The sequence below is a fragment of the Tautonia rosea genome (genome assembly GCF_012958305.1).
GTDB lineage: Bacteria > Planctomycetota > Planctomycetia > Isosphaerales > Isosphaeraceae > Tautonia > Tautonia rosea.
In genome coordinates this window covers 95,968-113,586 of sequence record NZ_JABBYO010000004.1, presented here as the reverse complement: position 1 = coordinate 113,586, position 17,619 = coordinate 95,968, and the positions used below count along the sequence as shown (strand labels likewise).

Annotated in this window: 9 protein-coding genes; all 9 read right to left on the bottom strand. The window is 64.8% G+C overall.

Features of this window, described 5'->3' with window-relative positions; genetic code table 11:
- Positions 1-27: 27 nt before the first annotated feature.
- A complete protein-coding gene (locus tag HG800_RS08090; RefSeq protein ID WP_169975635.1) occupies positions 28-1,272 on the bottom strand; it encodes an amidohydrolase family protein in 1,245 nt (414 codons plus the stop codon).
- Complete coding sequence (locus HG800_RS08085; protein ID WP_169975633.1) at positions 1,272-4,028, bottom strand: amidohydrolase family protein; 2,757 nt, start codon at positions 4,026-4,028, stop codon at positions 1,272-1,274. Before HG800_RS08085 ends, HG800_RS08090 begins: the two co-directional genes overlap by 1 nt.
- Positions 4,029-4,185: 157 nt before the next feature.
- Entirely contained in the window at positions 4,186-5,574 is a 1,389-nt protein-coding gene (locus HG800_RS08080) for an amidohydrolase family protein (RefSeq protein ID WP_169975631.1), read from the bottom strand.
- Between the two features lie 7 nt (positions 5,575-5,581).
- Positions 5,582-6,823 carry an amidohydrolase family protein gene (locus tag HG800_RS08075; RefSeq protein ID WP_169975629.1) on the bottom strand — a complete coding sequence of 414 codons (1,242 nt, stop codon included), beginning with the start codon at positions 6,821-6,823 and terminating at the stop codon, positions 5,582-5,584.
- A 110-nt stretch (positions 6,824-6,933) separates the two neighbouring features.
- Positions 6,934-9,609, bottom strand: coding sequence for an amidohydrolase family protein (locus HG800_RS08070; RefSeq protein ID WP_169975627.1), 2,676 nt, complete (start codon positions 9,607-9,609; stop codon positions 6,934-6,936).
- Positions 9,610-9,802: 193 nt separating this feature from the next.
- Positions 9,803-14,566: a DUF3320 domain-containing protein gene (locus HG800_RS08065; protein WP_169975625.1), complete on the bottom strand. Its 4,764-nt coding sequence runs from the start codon at positions 14,564-14,566 to the stop codon at positions 9,803-9,805.
- A 133-nt stretch (positions 14,567-14,699) separates the two neighbouring features.
- Complete coding sequence (locus HG800_RS08060) at positions 14,700-15,104, bottom strand: hypothetical protein (RefSeq protein WP_169975623.1); 405 nt, start codon at positions 15,102-15,104, stop codon at positions 14,700-14,702.
- A complete protein-coding gene (locus HG800_RS08055) occupies positions 15,101-15,541 on the bottom strand; it encodes a cytidine deaminase (protein ID WP_169975621.1) in 441 nt (146 codons plus the stop codon). Before HG800_RS08055 ends, HG800_RS08060 begins: the two co-directional genes overlap by 4 nt.
- A gap of 144 nt (positions 15,542-15,685) precedes the next feature.
- On the bottom strand, positions 15,686-17,461 hold the full coding sequence (locus tag HG800_RS08050) for an NADPH-dependent assimilatory sulfite reductase hemoprotein subunit (RefSeq protein WP_315851994.1): 1,776 nt from the start codon (positions 17,459-17,461) through the stop codon (positions 15,686-15,688).
- Positions 17,462-17,619 lie beyond the last annotated feature (158 nt).

The following is a 17,619-nucleotide window of genomic DNA, read 5'->3' as shown; positions in this document are numbered from 1 at the left end:
CGGGAAGATCGCAATCGTCGAGCGCGATCAATAGCGGCGGCGGTCCTTGGTGATGTCATAGATCACGCGACCCTCGATCATCACCTGGGTCACATAGTTGCGTGGGTCGAGGATTGAGCCGGTGCAGATCACGAGATCGGCATCTTTTCCTGGTTCGATCGAGCCGACACGATCGTCGATCATCAGGGCCTTGGCCGGTTCGATGGTGATCCCCCGAATGGCGTCTTCCTCATTCCAGCCGTAGCGAACGGCCATCGCGGCCTGGTACGCGAGGTCTTCCTGGGGAATCACCGGGGAATCGGTGTTCACACCGAGAAAACGAATACCCCGTTGGCTGTACTCGGCAACAATTCCGTGAATCTGGCCATCGTCGGGATCGAACCGAAACCCACGGGGGCCGGCCATCACGGGAATCTCCCGCTTCTGGATCTCCTCGGAGATCAAGTACCCCTCAAACGTCCCGTGACCGATCACGACCTTCAGCTCCATCGAGTCGTGCAGCATTTCCAGAGTCGCCTGGATTCCTTGATATCCCTGCGTATGAACAAGCACAGGAATCTCGCGACGAAACAGGGGCTTGAAGTTTTCGAGCCGCAAGTCGATCTCCGGGGGTTCCGCGCGCCGGCCGGCGTCATATTCGTCCCAGGCTTGAACGTACTGGCGACCTTCTTCGAGTTGGTCACGGATGATCCAGTTCATGCCCATCCGACCGGAGCCGAGGGTCCCGTCACGCCGTTCGGGATTGCCCCACTGAGCGATCTTCAAGACACCAGGAAATCGCACGAGCACCTCTTCAAGCGATCCGGGACCGGCCTTGAGAATCGCCCCGAACCCTCCCATGTTCGTGCCGCTGCCGGGAATGTAGCAGACGGTGGTCACGCCCCCCGCAATGCCGACTTTCAGGGCCTCGTTGTGGGGAATAACCTGATCGAGCGTGCGGAGGTCGGGATTCGTCTGATACACCATCTCGTTCAGGTCGCCCGAACCGCCGATGTGGCAGTGAACCTCGACCAGACCGGGCATGACGAACTTGTCGCCGCAGTCGATGACCTCGTAGCCCTCGGGCACCTCAATCTCGGACCGAGGCCCAACCGCCTCGATCTTGCCGTCGCGGACCAGAACGGTTCCATCAACAATCGGATCTCCAGCGCAGGTAATGACCTTTCCGGCAAACACCGCCAGGCCGCGCCCTTCGGGTTCCTCGGCAGCAATGGGACTGGCGGCAACGAGCAGGGCGATGACGATCGGGGCAAGTGGCACGAAGGGGATCATCAACGTTCGTCCTCCCGAGAAAAATATACCCATGAGCCGTCGATCATTACGGCAAGTACACGACTGGCGGGAGAGAACGGAGGGCCGCTCCAGACCACCAGGTCAGCATCCCGTCCGGGGGCGATCGTGCCGATGCGATCCTCCAGGCCCAGGAACACCGCTGGCGACGAGGACAGTCCCGAAAGCGCGTCTCCCGTACCCAGGCCCAACCGAACCGCGTAGCGAACGGCTCTCGGCAGGGTTGCTGACCCGCTGCCGGCCTGCGACTGGAAACCGAAGGGAACTCCCCGTGTCGCGAGCACCTGGGCAAGGTTCACCGTCTCGCGATCGACCCGGCGGATCAGGTCCGGACCAATCACGGCCGGCACCTCCGCGTCAGCCAGCACGCCAGGGTCGCGGAAGGCATCGTCAGCCCCGATCAAGACGGTTTTGAGCGAAAATTCCTCATAAAAGAGTTTCAGCGCTTCCCGAATCGTGTCAAGCGGCCCCACCTCAACCAGGGCCGGAATCGATCGGGAAAACAGCGGACGATACGGTTCAAGCGAGGCCACGGTGTTCGGTTTCTTGGGGGCTTTCGGTTCCTCGGGCAGTTCGTCTTCGGCCGTTTCGGCGGCGGTTTTCTCGTCCTTCGACTCTGGTTCGTCGGTTGACTCGGACTTCTCTCGAGATTCGCCCTTCTCCTTGTCCTCGGACTCAGCGTCGTCTTTTGAGTCGGGTGTCTCTTTCGATTCGTCCTTGGATTCGTCGTCGGATTTCTCAGAATCCTTGGATTTTGCGTCCTCCGTTTTCGTTCGAGCCTCCTCCGCCTTCTTTCGCGCTTCCTCAGCTCGTTTCTTGGCGTCGAGTCGAGCTTTGGCCTCCTCATAGTCTTTCTTCTTCGACTCGTATTCGGCAAGGTCTGCGGCGTATTTCTCCCAGGAATCGGCATACGCCTTGGCACGTCGAAGGGTCGATCGCAGGCTCGATGCAGAGGCCGTCGCGTTGCCGGAAAGACGGAAGCGAAGGGCGACGGGGTCTCGAAGCACGGCGGGGGAATCCCCCAGCTTGAACGCGACGACTGGGGCCGGTGAGAGGTCTCGGGGTCCGGTCAGGACCGTGGTGATGCCCCCTCGACGAGCCACCTCGACAGCCGGATCACCCGCGACAAGGCGATCGCCAAGCTTCGTGTCCAGTCCCACACTTGTCCGAGACGGGCCGCCCCCCTGATCGGCGGAGGAGTCGTCTTCGTCTCCACCGCCTCCGACGACCGACGACGACGGCCGAGGCGATTCCGACAACGGGCCTCCCAGGCCCAGATCGGTCGCCAGGTCGATCAGGCCGGGAGTCACCACGGCACTGCCGCCAAAGGTAATCATCTCGGCATCACTCGGAGCGGAAACATCGGGGCCGACCCCTCGGATCGTGCCGTCCTGCACGACGATCGAGGCGTCGGCAAGTTCCGACCCATCGCCTAATTGCACAGACGAGGCTCGAATGACGATCGCTTTCGGCTCAGCATCAACCGACCAGGCGCGACGGCCTGAAACGTAGACCTCGCGGACCTGGGTATGCAGGTCAAACGGGTCGGCCGACAGGACCACGAAATCGGCGTCCTTGCCCGAAGCGAGCGTCCCGATCCGGTCGCCCACGCCGAGCAACTCGGCCGGGGCTGCGGTAATCATCCGTAGGACCTGTTCGTCGCTGAAACCTCCGGCGGCGAACTGCGAGGCGAGAAAGAGCAGTTCGTTCAGATCGTCATCCGTCGATGGCACAACGGCGACCGCAACCCCGGCGTCGACCAACGCGGCGGCATCGTCCCAGGCGTCGCGGGGGGCGGGAGCATCAGGGTCGGGCAGGGGAAGCTCGGCAATCCGGCCGGGACGGGAACGCGGGTCAAGCACGACGGCATCCACGGTCTCGCCCCAGGAGTCGAGGCGATCGAGCCAGGGGCGCAGATCGGTCGGCCCCACGAGCACAAGCTTCAGGTCAAACGTTCCAGCCAGACTGAGCGCCGCTCGAACTTCGGCCGCTCCGGGGGCCGTCACCCGCACGCGAGCCGTGTCGGCCAGGGCTTCGGCCAGCGGATCGAGCAGGGGGTCGGTCCCCGCTTCGGGGCGATCGGCCCGCGCGGCTTCGATCAGCGATCGCAGCCCCGCGACCGCTCCGGCCAGGCTGGAGGCAAGCTGCGGCTGCGTCGGATCAACTGGCCGGTCCCGCGCGACGAGCCGAGGAGGAGGCTCATAAATCCGAGGCGGATTCAAGGCGTCGGGGGCGAGGACGATCCGAAGATCCCCCTCGGCCTCCAACGTCCGTGCCGCGGGGTCAATCCCGGCCAGCTTGACCACGGCCCCTCGACCGGGCATCAATCGATTGCGGCCGGGGCTGAGATGAACGGTCGTCACACCTCCCGAGAGGGGGCCGTTGAAGTCCGCGAACGGGTCGAAGCCGTCAATCGCCCTCACGCCGGGGGTGAGGGCGCGTTCGTCGTCGGCCGAAACCACCCCCAGCCCCGACTCGGCCGCGACGAGCCCCGGAATCACGACCGCCGACGGACCGAGATTCACCCGCCGAGCCGTTTCAGGCACCTCCACGTCGGAGCGAGACCCAACCTCAATGATCCGGCCGTCGGCAACCAAGAGCACCGCGTCGACGATCGGCGGGCCATCTCCGGTCCAGAGCCTCGCCGCTCGGTACGCCACGACCTCGGTGGTCGAGGCCGTGGCCGGCAGCCCGGACAGCAGGAGCATCGGGGCCAGAAGCAGAAGACGTGCGCGCATGGTGCGTTGACTCGGAAGCGATGATGGTTTGTTTTGATTCGAGAACATCAACCAGAATGGATCAAACGCGTCCGGGACCGAGAAGGGCAGGAGAGGCCGTACGTCTGATCGCGGTTCAACCGGCCAGAGTGCGCGTTGAACCGCTCCCTCGACCCGTTTACGGCTTCTCTGATGAATTCTCGTTCGGCTGGAGCAGGGCTCGCATCCGGGAATCATCCTCGCGACGGTAAACGATCTTGCCGTCGATGATCGTGGTCTCAACCCAGGTGCCCAGCTTCAGGGGTTCACCGCTGAAGATCACCAGATCGGCATCCTTGCCCGGTTCGATGGAACCGACGAACGAATCGACACCGATCAGTCGGGCCGGCCGCAGGGTGAGGGCTTCGAGCGCCTCCTCCACAGGCATTCCGTACTTGACCGCCGTGGCCGCCTGGTACCAGAGCAGGCTCGGGCCGAGGGTCGTCGCCGAGGACAACGACGAACCCGACGTCTGAAAGGTGATCGGCACCCCCACCTCGCGGTACAGCCGAGGCAAAATGATCTGCTCATCCTCGTCGGTCCTCGGGTCGGTTTCCCAGAAGACCAATTCCGGGTCGAGGATCACCGGATCGTCTCGTCCGGCAAGCAGGCCGACGGCCTTGTGACAGTCGCGCCCCAGGATGAGGGTGGCGTTCAAGCCGTAGTCGTCGATGAGCTTCAGGGCGTGAGGGACGTCCATTGCCTGCTCACAGTAGAGAAATGCGGGCAACTCCCCTTTAAGCAGGCGGACCATCGCCTCGCGCTGGGCGTCGGGGGCAGTGTCGTCAGAGCTCGATTCGTCGGCCTTCTCCTCATCGGCCTTCTCCTCGTCCTCCTCCTGAGCCGCCTGAGGTTCGTCCTTCTCCTCATCGGCCTTGGCATCATCAGACACTTCGTCATTGGTCTTCCCGGCCTTCTCATCGAGAGAGGCCATGTAGCGCTTCGTCTCATCCAGCTCGCGGCGAAGCCGGGCCAGGTGGCTCATCCGGCTGGTGCTGCCCGAGGGTCGAAGCGAGAGCTTCAAGCCCGCGTCGCGCTTCAAGACCATGTCTTCGGCAAACGTGCCGGAGGTCTTCACCACGGCCGATTTCCCGCCGAACATGGTGCTGTTACCGGGAATCGCGTGGACAGAGGTCACGCCGTTGCGACGGGCTTCCTCAAAGTAGATCGCGTTCGGATCGACCGCGTCGACCACCGTCACAAACGGCACGTTCGGGTTCACCTCATTCGGCTGCACGAGCGGTTCGGGGCTATGCGGCTCAACGAAGCCGGGTAAGATCACCATTCCCGTTGCGTCGATCACCCGAGCTTCGATCGGGATATCCAGATCCGTGCCGATCTGCTGGATCGTGCCGTCCCGGATCAGGATCACGCCGTCGTCGATCGGCTCGCCGACAATCGGCACAATGCGCCCGCCCTTGATCGCCAGTTGCTCCTGGGCCGAGGCTCCCATGACCGGGAGCAAGGCCATCACCAGAGCCAGCGCCAAACCACATCGGACCACTTCGATTCGCTGCATCGTCACCATGATCGGCTCAGTCCTCCTGCGAGGGCTCGGGGCGAGGGAAGTGGACGACGCCGTCGACCATCACCCAGCGCACGGGGGTCGTGAATTCCAAAGGGTCGCCCTCCAGAGCGACAAGATCGGCCGCCTTTCCCACCGCGATCGACCCGAGGCGATCGTCGACGCCGAGCACCTTTGCCGGCTCGATCGTGATCGCCTTCAGGGCCTCGTCCTTCGGCAAGCCGAACCGCGAGGCGAACCGGGCCTGCTCCAGCAGATCGCCCCCGGACAGGGCCACCGCCACTCCGGCATCGTGCAGGACTCCGGCCGTATTCCAGGCCAGCTCGGTCCGCTCGGGGCCATACGCTCCATTGATCCGCAGCGGGCCGAGCACCACCGGCACACCACTCGCCGCCAGTGGCTCGGCCACCTTGTAGGCTTCGTGCCCGCCGAGAATCGTCGGTGCGAAACCAAACTCACCAGCCAGGCGAAGTGCCGTCAAGATGTCATAATCTGTGCGACTGATCGCCAGCACCGGTCGCCGACCGCGGATCACCTCGCGAAGCGGTTCGTATGGGTCGGCCTCAATCGGCAACGTCGTGTCCGGGTCGGGGTCAGCGCCTCGGGAAGCCCGGTTCAGGGCTTCGCGAAGCATGGCGACCACCCCCATCCGGTTCGTCGGCTGACGAACGTAAATCGAGTCGGGCCGGGTCCGCGATCGGTTCCGCGAGGCCGGATCGGAGGCAACCGTCATCACCAGCCCTGCCTCGGCCTCGACGACCCGAGCCGAGCCGGCCGTCTTGATCACCGGAGCCATTCCCGGCACGACGTTCTCGCTCAACGGAATCAAGGCCCCCGCGGTCGTGCCGCCGGCCAGGGCTTCGACGAACGATCGCGACGACCAGTCGATCGCCGGCAGGGGGTTGAATCTCGGCGTAATCTCCCGAGTCACCTCAACCGAAGGCCCGGTCACTCCTCCCGGCAAATCCACATCCACGAAGCCGGGAAGGAGGGTCGTGCCAGCTCCCAGATCGACGACCTCGGCTCCTTCGGGAGCCTCAAGCGACGCCCCGACCGCAGCAATCACCCCGTCCGAGACGAGCACCGCGCCGGGCTCGAAGGTGTCTCCCTCGACGGTCACCACCGTGCCCGCCCGGATAAGAATGGCTCCCTCCGCACCATCCGCAGACGTTGAGAGGACCGGGACGAGTACCAGCATCAGGACCGTGACGACCCGTGTTCGAAGAATACTCTTGCGAGGCGATCGGCTCATGGTGCGGCTCGACTCGGGGTAGGGCAGGCTCTGGCCTGTCGTCCGACGATGCAGGCGTTGGCCTGCCCGAATGTGTTGAAGACGATCAAACATGGTTTTTCTTCATCGTGTCATGGAGCGATCCGCCCATCGACCACAACCATCATTGGACGGCTTGACAGGTCGACCGGCGAGTCATCCCAGATCACGAAATCGGCCGGACTGCCCTCGTCCCAGCACGAACCGGGTTGGTCGAGCGCCGTCGGATCAGTAACCACGAGGGCACGAAGCACAGCGTCTCTCGACAGACCAGCGGCCACGGCCGAGGCGGCCAGCAGGCGAAGCTCCTCCGGACTCTCGGCCGAGAAGGCGAGCCCGGCCCCAGCCTCCACCGCCTTGCGAACGCTCGCCCAACGTCGCAACTGCTCCGGGCCGGGAGGAATCGGCCGCACGATCAGCACCAGACCCGGCCCTTCGCTCGCCAGTCGAGCAATCCGATCGGCCTGATCCTCAAGGGCACCAGGCCCAACCAGGGCCACGCAGCGTCCCAGTTCCTCAGCCAGATCGAGCGCCGAGGCCACCTCTGTCCCCTCGTCTACCTCGATGAACGCACCGCACTGACCATCTCGAAGCATAGCGGCCTGCGCGCGTCTTACGGCATCAAGGCGCTCGATGGCCGGCTCGGTCAGGTAATAATCAAGCGAGCGGCGGACCTCCTGATCGGTCTTCTCCCGAACGCCGAGAAACTGCCGGATGAGCGCGAGCTGACCGGGCAAACTGACCGGGAACCGATCGAGGTTTCTCGACGCCGAGGAGAGCACGAGATTCATCCCGATGACGGGCTCGACGACCGGCTCATCCGCTCCGAGGCGAACCGCCCCCACGGCCCCGCCGATCACATTCGCCGATGCCGGGGCGAAGCCGGCCCGCAACACTCCACCACGCACCATCTCCCGAACGGTCCGGCCGGTCGGATCGAACGCATCGATCGCCCTCAGGAACCCGGCATCGGCCCCGGCCGACTCAGCAACCGCGCGCCCCTGGCCGAGCGTGCTGTGCGCCGTCAGCAAGCCGGGAGAAACAACAGCGTCTCCCACGTCGAAGACCGGAACCCCATCCTCGGCCTCGACCGTCTCGCCACTGGCCTTGATTTGCCCCTCGACGACCAGCAACGCTCCCGGCTTCGTCGATCCGTCGGCACCGAGCAGCCGACGTGATTGCAAGACAAACCGGCTGGGCAGGCGATCGGGCAGGTCGAGATCGACCACCGTGGCCAGGTCATCGTCCCTTGGCGTCACCTGATCATTGCGATACACCACCTCACCCCGGGAAAGGACGAGGGCGACGGCGGTGGAGGGGTCAATTGGATCGCCCGCGAAGGCAACGAGATCCGCGCGTTTCCCCTTGGCGATCGTTCCCAACTCCTCGGTCAGGCCGAGCACCTCGGCCGCTCCGGTAGTCAAGGCCCGCAAGACCTGATCGCGCGGCACCCCTCGGGCAACGGCCGCAGCGGCATGGGCGCGAAGCAAGGCGGAATCGCTCGGCCGATCACTGTAGGTGCCAATCGCCCATCGACTGTCCTCCGCCGGAACCCCGGCCGGCCAGGAACGGTCTCGGCCTCGGCGATAGGTCGGCCGGCTCCCCGATTCGAGGATCGGCCCGAGCACCATCGGCGTACGCTTCTTGACCAACTCGTCTCGGGTCGATTGCGGCTCGCTCAAGCCCTCAACGATCAGCTTCAGCCCGAACGCTTCGGCCAGCGCCAGTGCGTTTTTCAGATCATCTTCGCGGTGAACCTCGATCCGAAGCGGCACGCCCCCCGTGAGCAGGCCAACGAGAAATTCCTTCGTCTCATCGCGTTCTGGCTTCTTGGGGGGGCCTTTGTCCTTGGCTTCAGAGTCGGCATCCTTTGATTCGCCCTCCTCCTTGGCAGGAGGCTTCTCACCTTCGTCCTCGTCTTCGTCCTCGTCCTCCTCACCGTCTTCGGGTCGAGGACGCGAGTCCTCGTCCGAGTCGTCGGACTCATCCTCCTCGGACTCATCGTCGTCCTTCGACTCGTCGCCCTTCGATTCCTTCGTCTCGCCGTCGTTCTTGGCCTGGTCGTTCTCCGCCTTCGCGGCCTTTTCCTTGGCCTCGTTGTACTTGGCAAGGGCCTTCTCGTACGATTCCCACTCCTCTTTGTAACGCTTCACACTGTCGAGAGTTCGCTTGAGCTGCTCGAATTGCTGATAACGGAGCACCGAGTTCCCCGACGCGCTGCTCACCCCGAGCGTCGCCTGCACATAAGCATCGGCCTTGATCGTCAGCTCCTCGACCGTTCCACCAGGGCCGACGCGAAGCACCGCCCCGCGGCCTCCGAGCCGTCCCCCGTTGCTCGGCTGAACGGCCACCGCCGTAACCCCCGATCGGGCCACGTCGAGCCAGTCGTCGGCAAACGGGTCGACACCGTCAAGGATGTTCAGCGCCCCGTCGTTTCCCCCGTCTCGCTGCGTGCTTGACGGCAACCAGAGCACGCTGCGCGCGTCGATAAGTCCCGGCGTGACGGTCAGACCCGACACATCAATCCGCTCGGCCCCCTCGGGAATCTCGACCCCCTCGCCAACGGCCTCGATCCGTCCATCGCGCACGAGGATGGTGCCCTCGATCGCCCCTGACTCGGTCTGGGTCAACAATCGCCCCCCGACCAGGGCCATCACCCCCGATCGGCCGGCGTCGTCGTCTTGATTCGCGCGGGCATCGCGAAACCAGGGAATCGTCAAGGACACGAGAACCAGTGGAAGCGCCCAGCGCAGAATCATCATCGGCATCGTGTGAAACCGGGTCCGCGATGTCGGAAATCAGCGGTGCATTTGGGAAGGAGAGGAGCAACTCGAACGCACCGATCGTGAACATCTCCCCCTAATCATAGCGATCCGGCGAGGCAGGATGGGAGGTTTTTTCTACCCAGTTTCGTCAAAATACCTGATCGGCCAATGAGAATTCCCGTTTCCGATCCTCCGGTTACTGGGGCGATGGGGGGTCTGACACCTTGGATTCCCCATCCTCCCGGTCCGTTCCGGTCGCAATCATGAGCCGATCTCCGTGCCGAACCAGCCGGCCGGATTCAATCAGCGCATCGACGACCAAGGCCACCCGGGCGCGCATCTCGTCGGTGGTCCGAGGGAACCCGAGCAATCGGCAGACGGCGCCGGGAAGGTCGTCGGGAGCCACCCGGATCGCGTCGGCCACCACCTGCTCGGCAGCGGCAGCAACTTCCTCGGGAGCGACCCATTCGAGCCGGCGCGAGGCAGTCGGCAGGGCCGATCGGTCGCGCGGCGTGGGTCGATCGAGCTCGGCGGGCCAAAGGAACGCCCCTCGCCGTCGAATCCCTCCCCCGTCCCGGAACGGTGCCGAGGCGGCCTGTTCGATTGCCTCCTTCGGCTTGCCCGCCAGCCGCTTCAGGCCAATGGCATCCGCCAGACGACGGACCACTTCGGCCTCGTGCACCGGACCCTCGACCCGGACGACCTCCGCTACCCATGCCGCCAGGCGATCGCTCGACAGGGCCATCGGATCCACCGGCTCGGGGCCGAGGTCGAGTGATGCAACCTGATAGGGGGGCATCGCGGGCACGTCCACGCCATCGTCCCCCAGCTCCTCCCGAGTAATCGACGCCGGTCGGGGGCCCGAGGGCCGCTCGACGGGATCGGACGGATCGGCCTCGATCGTCGCGACCAGCCCGGCCAGCGTACCCGACGGGTCGTGCCACCAGTCAGCCGACCAGGCATGCTCCAGTCGCCACCCGAGGCCCCGAAGCACCGCCGGACGAATCCGGTCGCGGTCCCTCGCCGATCGCGGCGCGGCATACGACGGCCCATCGCAGAGAATCCCCAGCCGATAGCGCCCCGGATTATCCCGGTCAACCACCGCCAGATCCACTCGCGATTCGGCCGAGCCGAGCCCCCGAGCCACGGCGTACCCTTCCTCTTCGATGGCCCTGGCAAGCACCTCCTCAAACGTCGATTGCACGTTCGACGAGGCAGGCGTGCCATCCATTCCGTCAAAGCTCCCTCGCTCAGCGAAATGAAGAAACGTCCGGAGCGAGGAAACCCCTCGGGCCGTCGATCGCCCTCGGTCCAGGTCGGTCGCCCGTAAATTGGTGAACACCTCGCAGCGCAAGCGAGCCCTGGTAATGAGCACATTGAGCCGACGCTCCCCCCCCTCGCCATTCAAGGGGCCGAAGTTCATCGACACGCGACCGTCGGCATCGCGGCCGTAACCCACACTAATGAACATGGCATCGCGTTCGTCTCCTTGCACGCTTTCCAGGTTCTTGACGAAGAACGGCTCGAATCCCCCTTCGGCGAAAAACTCCTCGCACGATGGGTCATCACGCCGCAAGCGTTCGAGCCGCCGAGTAATGGCTTCCGCCTGCGCGGCGCTGAACGCGGCAACACCGAGCGTCAGGCGGCGATCGTCCGGCTCCGCCAGTTGGGCCCGGGCGAAGTCCATCACGGCCAGGGCCACGGCCAAGGCTTCCTCCGGATTGGTCCGCGAACCGCCCCGGTCGTAGACAGTCTCGGGCAGGTGCCGCAACACCAGGCCCCGAGCCGATCGATCTCCCTCGGGACCCGGAAAAACGATCAGGCGGCCGTCATAAAACTCCCGGTTCGAGACGGCGATCAACGATTCGTGCCGACTCCGGTAATGCCAGCGAAGCATCCGCCTCGCCGATCCTTGCGCGAGAAACAGGCCCAGCACACTCTCAAGCGCGTCGGAGGCCGACGCCAGCCGCTCCTCGTCCTCGTCAATCCCCTCGTCACCGGCCGTCAATCGGTCGAAGAAGGTCGTGGGAGGCAACTGGCGATCATCCCCCACGACAATCGCTTGCCGACCTCGCAGCAAGGCCCCCATCGCGTCAACCGGCCGCACCTGGCTCGCTTCGTCGAAGACAACCAGGTCGAACCCAAGCTGCCCCGGCTCCAGGTACGCGGCGACCGAGAGCGGGCTCATCAAGAAGACCGGCTTGACCGCCTGCACCGCCCTTCCGGCTTGCGAGAGCAAGACCCGCAAGGGCAGATGCCTCGTTTTCTTCTCCAGTTCTCGTCGCAGGACCGCCAGGTCGCCCGCCAGGGCCTGACGCCTCGGCAACCGCGTCCAGTGCTCGGCCGCCGCCCAGGCTCGGTTGTGACCGAGCACGGCCACATCGACCGCCGCGAACCGCTCCGCAATCGTCTCGTGATCGTCTCCCGAGAACCCGGCCAGCGATGGCCGTTCGCGAGCCGCGCGATCAATCAAGGTCTCGGCCCATCGCACCCGAAACGCCGTTGCCAGCAATCGCGGGGCCTCCGACCAGGACTTCGCCGCCTCGACCACCGCCCCGAGCCCTTCCTCGCGGCACGACGCCGCTCGCTGATTCATCAAGGCCAGGGCATGCAATCGCTCAGCCTGATGACCGGCCAGATCGATCTGATCGCGCACGTCCTGAAACGAATGCTCATCCCAATCGATTCGATTCAGGCCCGCGAAATCGGCCAGCCGATCCAGAGCAAGCCGGTGTTCATCCAGTGCGATCCGAACCCGAGCCGACAGACCCGACGCCCGCCGGACTGCCTCGTCATCCCTCAGCGCGGCGATCGTTCCTTCCGGAAGACGATCCACGCGAACATCCTCCCGCACGCGGCGGGCGAAGCGCGTCACCTCGGCCAATTCCGCGAAGTCCGACGCCTCTCTCCTCCATCGACGACCGAACACATGAGCCGCAAGACACGCGTGTTCCAGGATGGTTTCCCGTGCCCGTTGCGCATCGAGCACGGCATCCACCAACTCCAGCGTCTCCGAATTCGACCGCGGCGGCTCCCCTCGGCAGAGCGTCGCCAGACGGAACCGGGCTCGCCGGAATGCCCCTGAGAACCACCGCCACCAGCGACGGCCGATGGTGTTGAACGTCGCCCGCGTCTCGATGAGGTCACGATCCCACGCCTCGGGCATTACGAGCGCATCGAACCGTTGATGCAAGTCGGCAAGGGTCGATCCGGCATCGAGCAAGGCGTCCAGCTCGGCACGCCGCTCCTCCCAGCTCGGATCATCCAGCGGAAACAACGTTGGATCACATCCGACGGCGGGAGACCTTACGGCCTCGGCCAGGGCCAGGGCCCTGGCACGTGAGGTCGGGACCGCTACGCCCAGCGCCTCGGCCAGGTCCACTGCGGCCGCTTCCAGAGCGTCGGTCGCCTCTCGCCCGGCAACCGCCAGCCGGGCCAGTTCCGACTGGTCAGACGGCGTCCAGAGCGTGCGAGACGACCAGTTCACCGCCTGAATCGCTTCGGAACCACTGACTGCGGCCAGCCTCGCCTGAAGCTGTTCGACGAGCAACTCCTTTGCCTGGAATTCCGGCCCCGACCAGTCAGCCATCCCCGGCACGTCGATCGGCGGCGGCACGGCGTCGCCCAGCACCGCCCGCTCTCGCAGCAAAATGCCCGCCGCATCGTGCGGACTGATCCCGCTGGCTCCGATCGGCCTGTTCACCGCCTCGGCCACGGTGTTCAGCCGGTTGCGAAGATCCGCCAGCACCTTCGCATCGTCCTCGGCCGCCCCCACTTTCGGGCGGCCCAGTTGCAACGTCCTCCGCAAGTCATCGAGCACGTCTCGCTTGCGCGTGCGATTGCTGTGCAGTTCCAGGCAGGCCGCTCCCAGGCCCACCGCATCGAGCCGACGATGCACGACCTCCAGCGCCGCCGCCTTCTCGGCCACAAACAGGACGGTTCGACCCCGACCCACGGCATCAGCAATCACATTCGCAATCGTTTGGCTTTTTCCCGTCCCCGGAGGCCCCTGAATCACCAGGTTCCTCCCCTGGCTCGCATCGACCAGCGCGAGCATCTGCGATCCGTCCGCATCGAGCACCGGACGCACGTCAAGCGGTCCGAGCCGAGCGTCGAGCGGTTCGTCATCGTCAATTGTCGCCTCAGCCGCGACGATCCCCTCTCCGAGCAATCCCGAGACCACCGGATGCCCCGACGGTCCCGAGTCCTCGGGCCATCGGGTCGCGTCCAGATCCCGATACATCAGCAACCGACTGAACGAGAAGAACCCCAGCGCCACTGCGTCCCGATCGACTGTCCAGCCTTTTTCTCGGATCACGGCCGCATCCACCGCGTCGAAATAGGCGATCGGGTCGAGGTCGTCGGCCCCCGGAATCTCAGGGAGTTCGATGCCGAACCCCGCTCGCAAGCGTTCGGCCAACGACAAATTTGTGCCGAAGTCTTCACCCGTGAATCGGACCCGGAACCGGTCCCGAGCATTCGCCCGGCTCAGGGCCACGGGCAAGAGGATCAAAGGCGCTCGCACCTTCCGGCCGTTCTGCTCCTCCGACCAGTTGAGCATCCCGAGCGCGAGGAAGAGTGTATTGACACCCATCTCCTCGACCGACGTTCGCGCTGCCGCGTCGATCGCCAGCAAGCGATCCTGAAGCTGGTCTTCCGGCACATCGGTCTGAAGCGTCAGGTCGGTCGGGTCGATCGGCGGCAACTCCAGCACGCCGTTCCCCTCGACCGGTTCCCCGTCCGCCACCGGCTCCTCCGACCGTTCCAGCGCCGGCTCGAAGGTCATCCGCTTGCCGTCGCGCAGAAGAATCCGCACGATCTCCGCGGGCGATTCCCCGACGATCGTCAAGCCGCGCCGCCTTGTTCGATAATTCAACAGCGGATTGCGCAAGCTCAAATCAAGCAAGGCACGCCGGTCGGTGTCGAGCCGCTCGGCAATCAGGGCAGGGGACACACTCATGCGTCATCTCGGTCGCTTGCAGTCATTCGAGCGTCAATCACGCCGACCAGGGAAGGGGGCCGGATCCGATGCCACGGGCCCGAGGCCCCCTGATTGTAACGACCGCCCGGCCCCTCGTCCGACCCCACGAGCCTCAGAACATGACAGCCGCCTTCTCGTACAGGATCAGGCTCATCAGAGTCCCGACCGTGGCCACGATCATCCCCAGGCCGAACAGGAGCGGCCCGAGCATCTCGCCCTTCACCCCGAGCCACCGCAGGTACGCTTCCACCACCGGGCCGGCACAGAAGCACAGGTTCGCTCCCAGGGCGCCGAAGACCAGCAACTCCCAGAACTCGGCCTCCGTCATCCATTGCCACCTGTCCATCCCGATGACAATCCCCATCACCTCGACCACCAGGACGAGATTGTAGAGCACCCGCCACCGCTCCCAGCGGGCCATGAATGCCAGGTCGGGCTCACTCCCAGGGTCGGGGGAGTCTCTCCTGGCAGGCGTCCCGGGCGCCGCATAAACATTTTCTTTTCCAGAGATGTTCATGAAAGCGTTCGTTTTGGTTCGTCGACAGGGTCGAGTGCCCTCGGCCCGAATGCCACCGGCAAAAGCTCGGCAAGCCTTGCCCGCAATCGATCCGGCCCGTCGCACACGCTGATGATCTCAGCCCCCGGCCCGAATTCATGGATCACCTGCCGACACGCCCCGCAGGGGGCCGTCGGGGTCTCGGTCGGCGTGAACACGACCACCACGCGGATCGTCGTCAATCCCTTCGCCACTGCCGCGAAGATCGCGTTCCGCTCGGCGCAGACCGTCAGGCCATACGACGCATTCTCAACATTGCACCCGCCGACGATCGCCCCGTCTTCCCCCAGCACCGCTGCGCCCACGGGGAACCGGCTGTACGGACAATACGCCGCTTCGCTCGCCCGGCGAGCCGTTTCGATCAAGGTCTGAAGCGTCTCGTCATCGACGGTCATCATGGGGCCTTCCCTCCCGTTCGGCCCCCATCTTATCCTGAGCGATCGTTGGGCGAGAAGATCTCACGCAGAGTCGCGAAGACGCAGTGAGAAAACCGAGCCCTCTTCTCCGCGTCTCTGCGCGAGCTTCTCCGAACTCATTCCGTCTCACGCCTTCGCCGCTTCTTCTTCGGCTGCCAGCGTCTCAACCCCGACCCGATGACAGAAGTCACCGAACGCCTCGCCCGGCTGGCGATCGGCCTTGAAGCGGGAGAAAACAGGAACCAGTTCGTCGACGATCTTCTCCAGTGGCACGTAGTCCTTGAAGACCGAGTTGAGCCGGTCCCCTTGCACTCGACCGCCGAGGAAAATCGTGTACGTCCCCGGTCCGGGAGAGCCGTCGGGGTTCTTTGAGGCCCCGCGACCCACCAGGCCGATGTCGCAGTTATAAGGCCGGGCGCACCCGTTCGGGCAGCCGGTCATGTGGACGGCGTAGCGTTCCCCTTCCAGGCCGAGGCGGGCCATCGCCTCCTCGAACTGGTCCATAACCGACGGCAAGACCCGCTCCGACTCCGTCACCGCCAGGCCGCACGTGGGCAGGGCAGGGCAGGCCATCGACCAGCGGCGCACGGTCGACGTCGTTTCGACCGAGGCGATCCCGTACTCCTGCAGCCAGGCGTTGATCTCGTCCTTGCGTTCGGTGGGGATGTCGATGAGCAGGATCGACTGCAAGCAGGTCAGGCGCGCCGGGGTGCCGTACGTCTCGAAGTAGGCCCGCAGGCCGCTGGCCAGCCGCATGGTCCCCTCGTCCTTGATCCGGCCGTTCTCGACCGGAATCCCGAGGAACCAGCGCCCGTCTCCTTGCTCGTGCCAGCCCATGTGGTCGTCCACCTCGTTCACCGTGATCGGCTTCGGAGGGGTCAGCGGTTCGCCGAGGTACTCCTCGACCTTCGCCTTGAAGGCGTCGATCCCCCAGTCGTAGATGACATACTTCAGGCGGGCCCGCTTGCGGTCGCCCCGGTCGCCGAAGTCGCGCTGAACCTTCACCACGGCCTCGCCGATCCGAAGCACCTCCGACCGAGGGACGTAGCACAAATCCACCGCCACGGCCGGGAATGTCTTCTTCGCGCTCGGCGTTGTGCCCATGCCGCCGCCGACGACGATGTTGTAGCCGATCAGCTCGCCGTTCTCGACCACGGCGATGTAGCCAAGGTCGTTGGCGTACACATCCGTGCAATTATCCTCGGGCAGGGCAAACGCTGTCTTGAACTTCCGGGGCATGTAGAACTTGCCGTAAATCGGCTCGACTGCGTCGTCACCGGGGGTCGGAACAAGCGCCGGCTGGGGCTTCGGGGCGTCGGGGTTCTCGATCTTCTCGCCGTCGAGCCAGATGTCCCAGTAGCTCGTCGCCCGGGGGCTTAGGTGCGCGGCCAGCTCGAGCAGGTCCTCTTGCATCTGGTCGCGAACCGTGCCGTGGAACGGCGCTGGGCAACTCAGGATGTTCCGCTCCACGTCTCCGCAAGCGGCCAGGGTGTCGAGCAGGGTCTCGTTCACCTTGCGGACGGTCGCCTTGAGGTCCTGCTTCAGGATGCCGTGAAGCTGGAACTCCTGCCGGGTCGTGATCCGCAGTGTTTCATTGCCGACCGTGCGCGACAGCTCATCGCAGGCCAGGTACTGCCGGGCATTGATTCGACCCCCGGGAATCCGCACCCGAACCATGAACGAATACGCCGGTTCGTGCCCCTCGCGGCGCAGTTGCACCCGGACGTCGCGGTTATCTTGCTGATACGAGCCGTGAAACTTCAACACCTGCATCGCCGGCTCGCTGATCGAGGTGCCTCCGGCATTCACCTCGTCAATCAGCGGGAGCTTCAGGTACTGGCTCTCCAGCTTCAAGGTCTCCGCCTTGCTCTGCTTCGGTGCGCCGTTGCCGCCGGTACTCACGAGGCCCTCCATCCCGCTTCAGTGCGAACACTCTCCGAGATCGCCGCCTTCGAGCATCGAACGACGCCAATCTTCAGTAGTTTCATGAACAACGTAAACAATGCCCATTCTAGTGCGATCGGTCCGTCGGATCAATCGCACTTGCCCCCCCTCGTGAT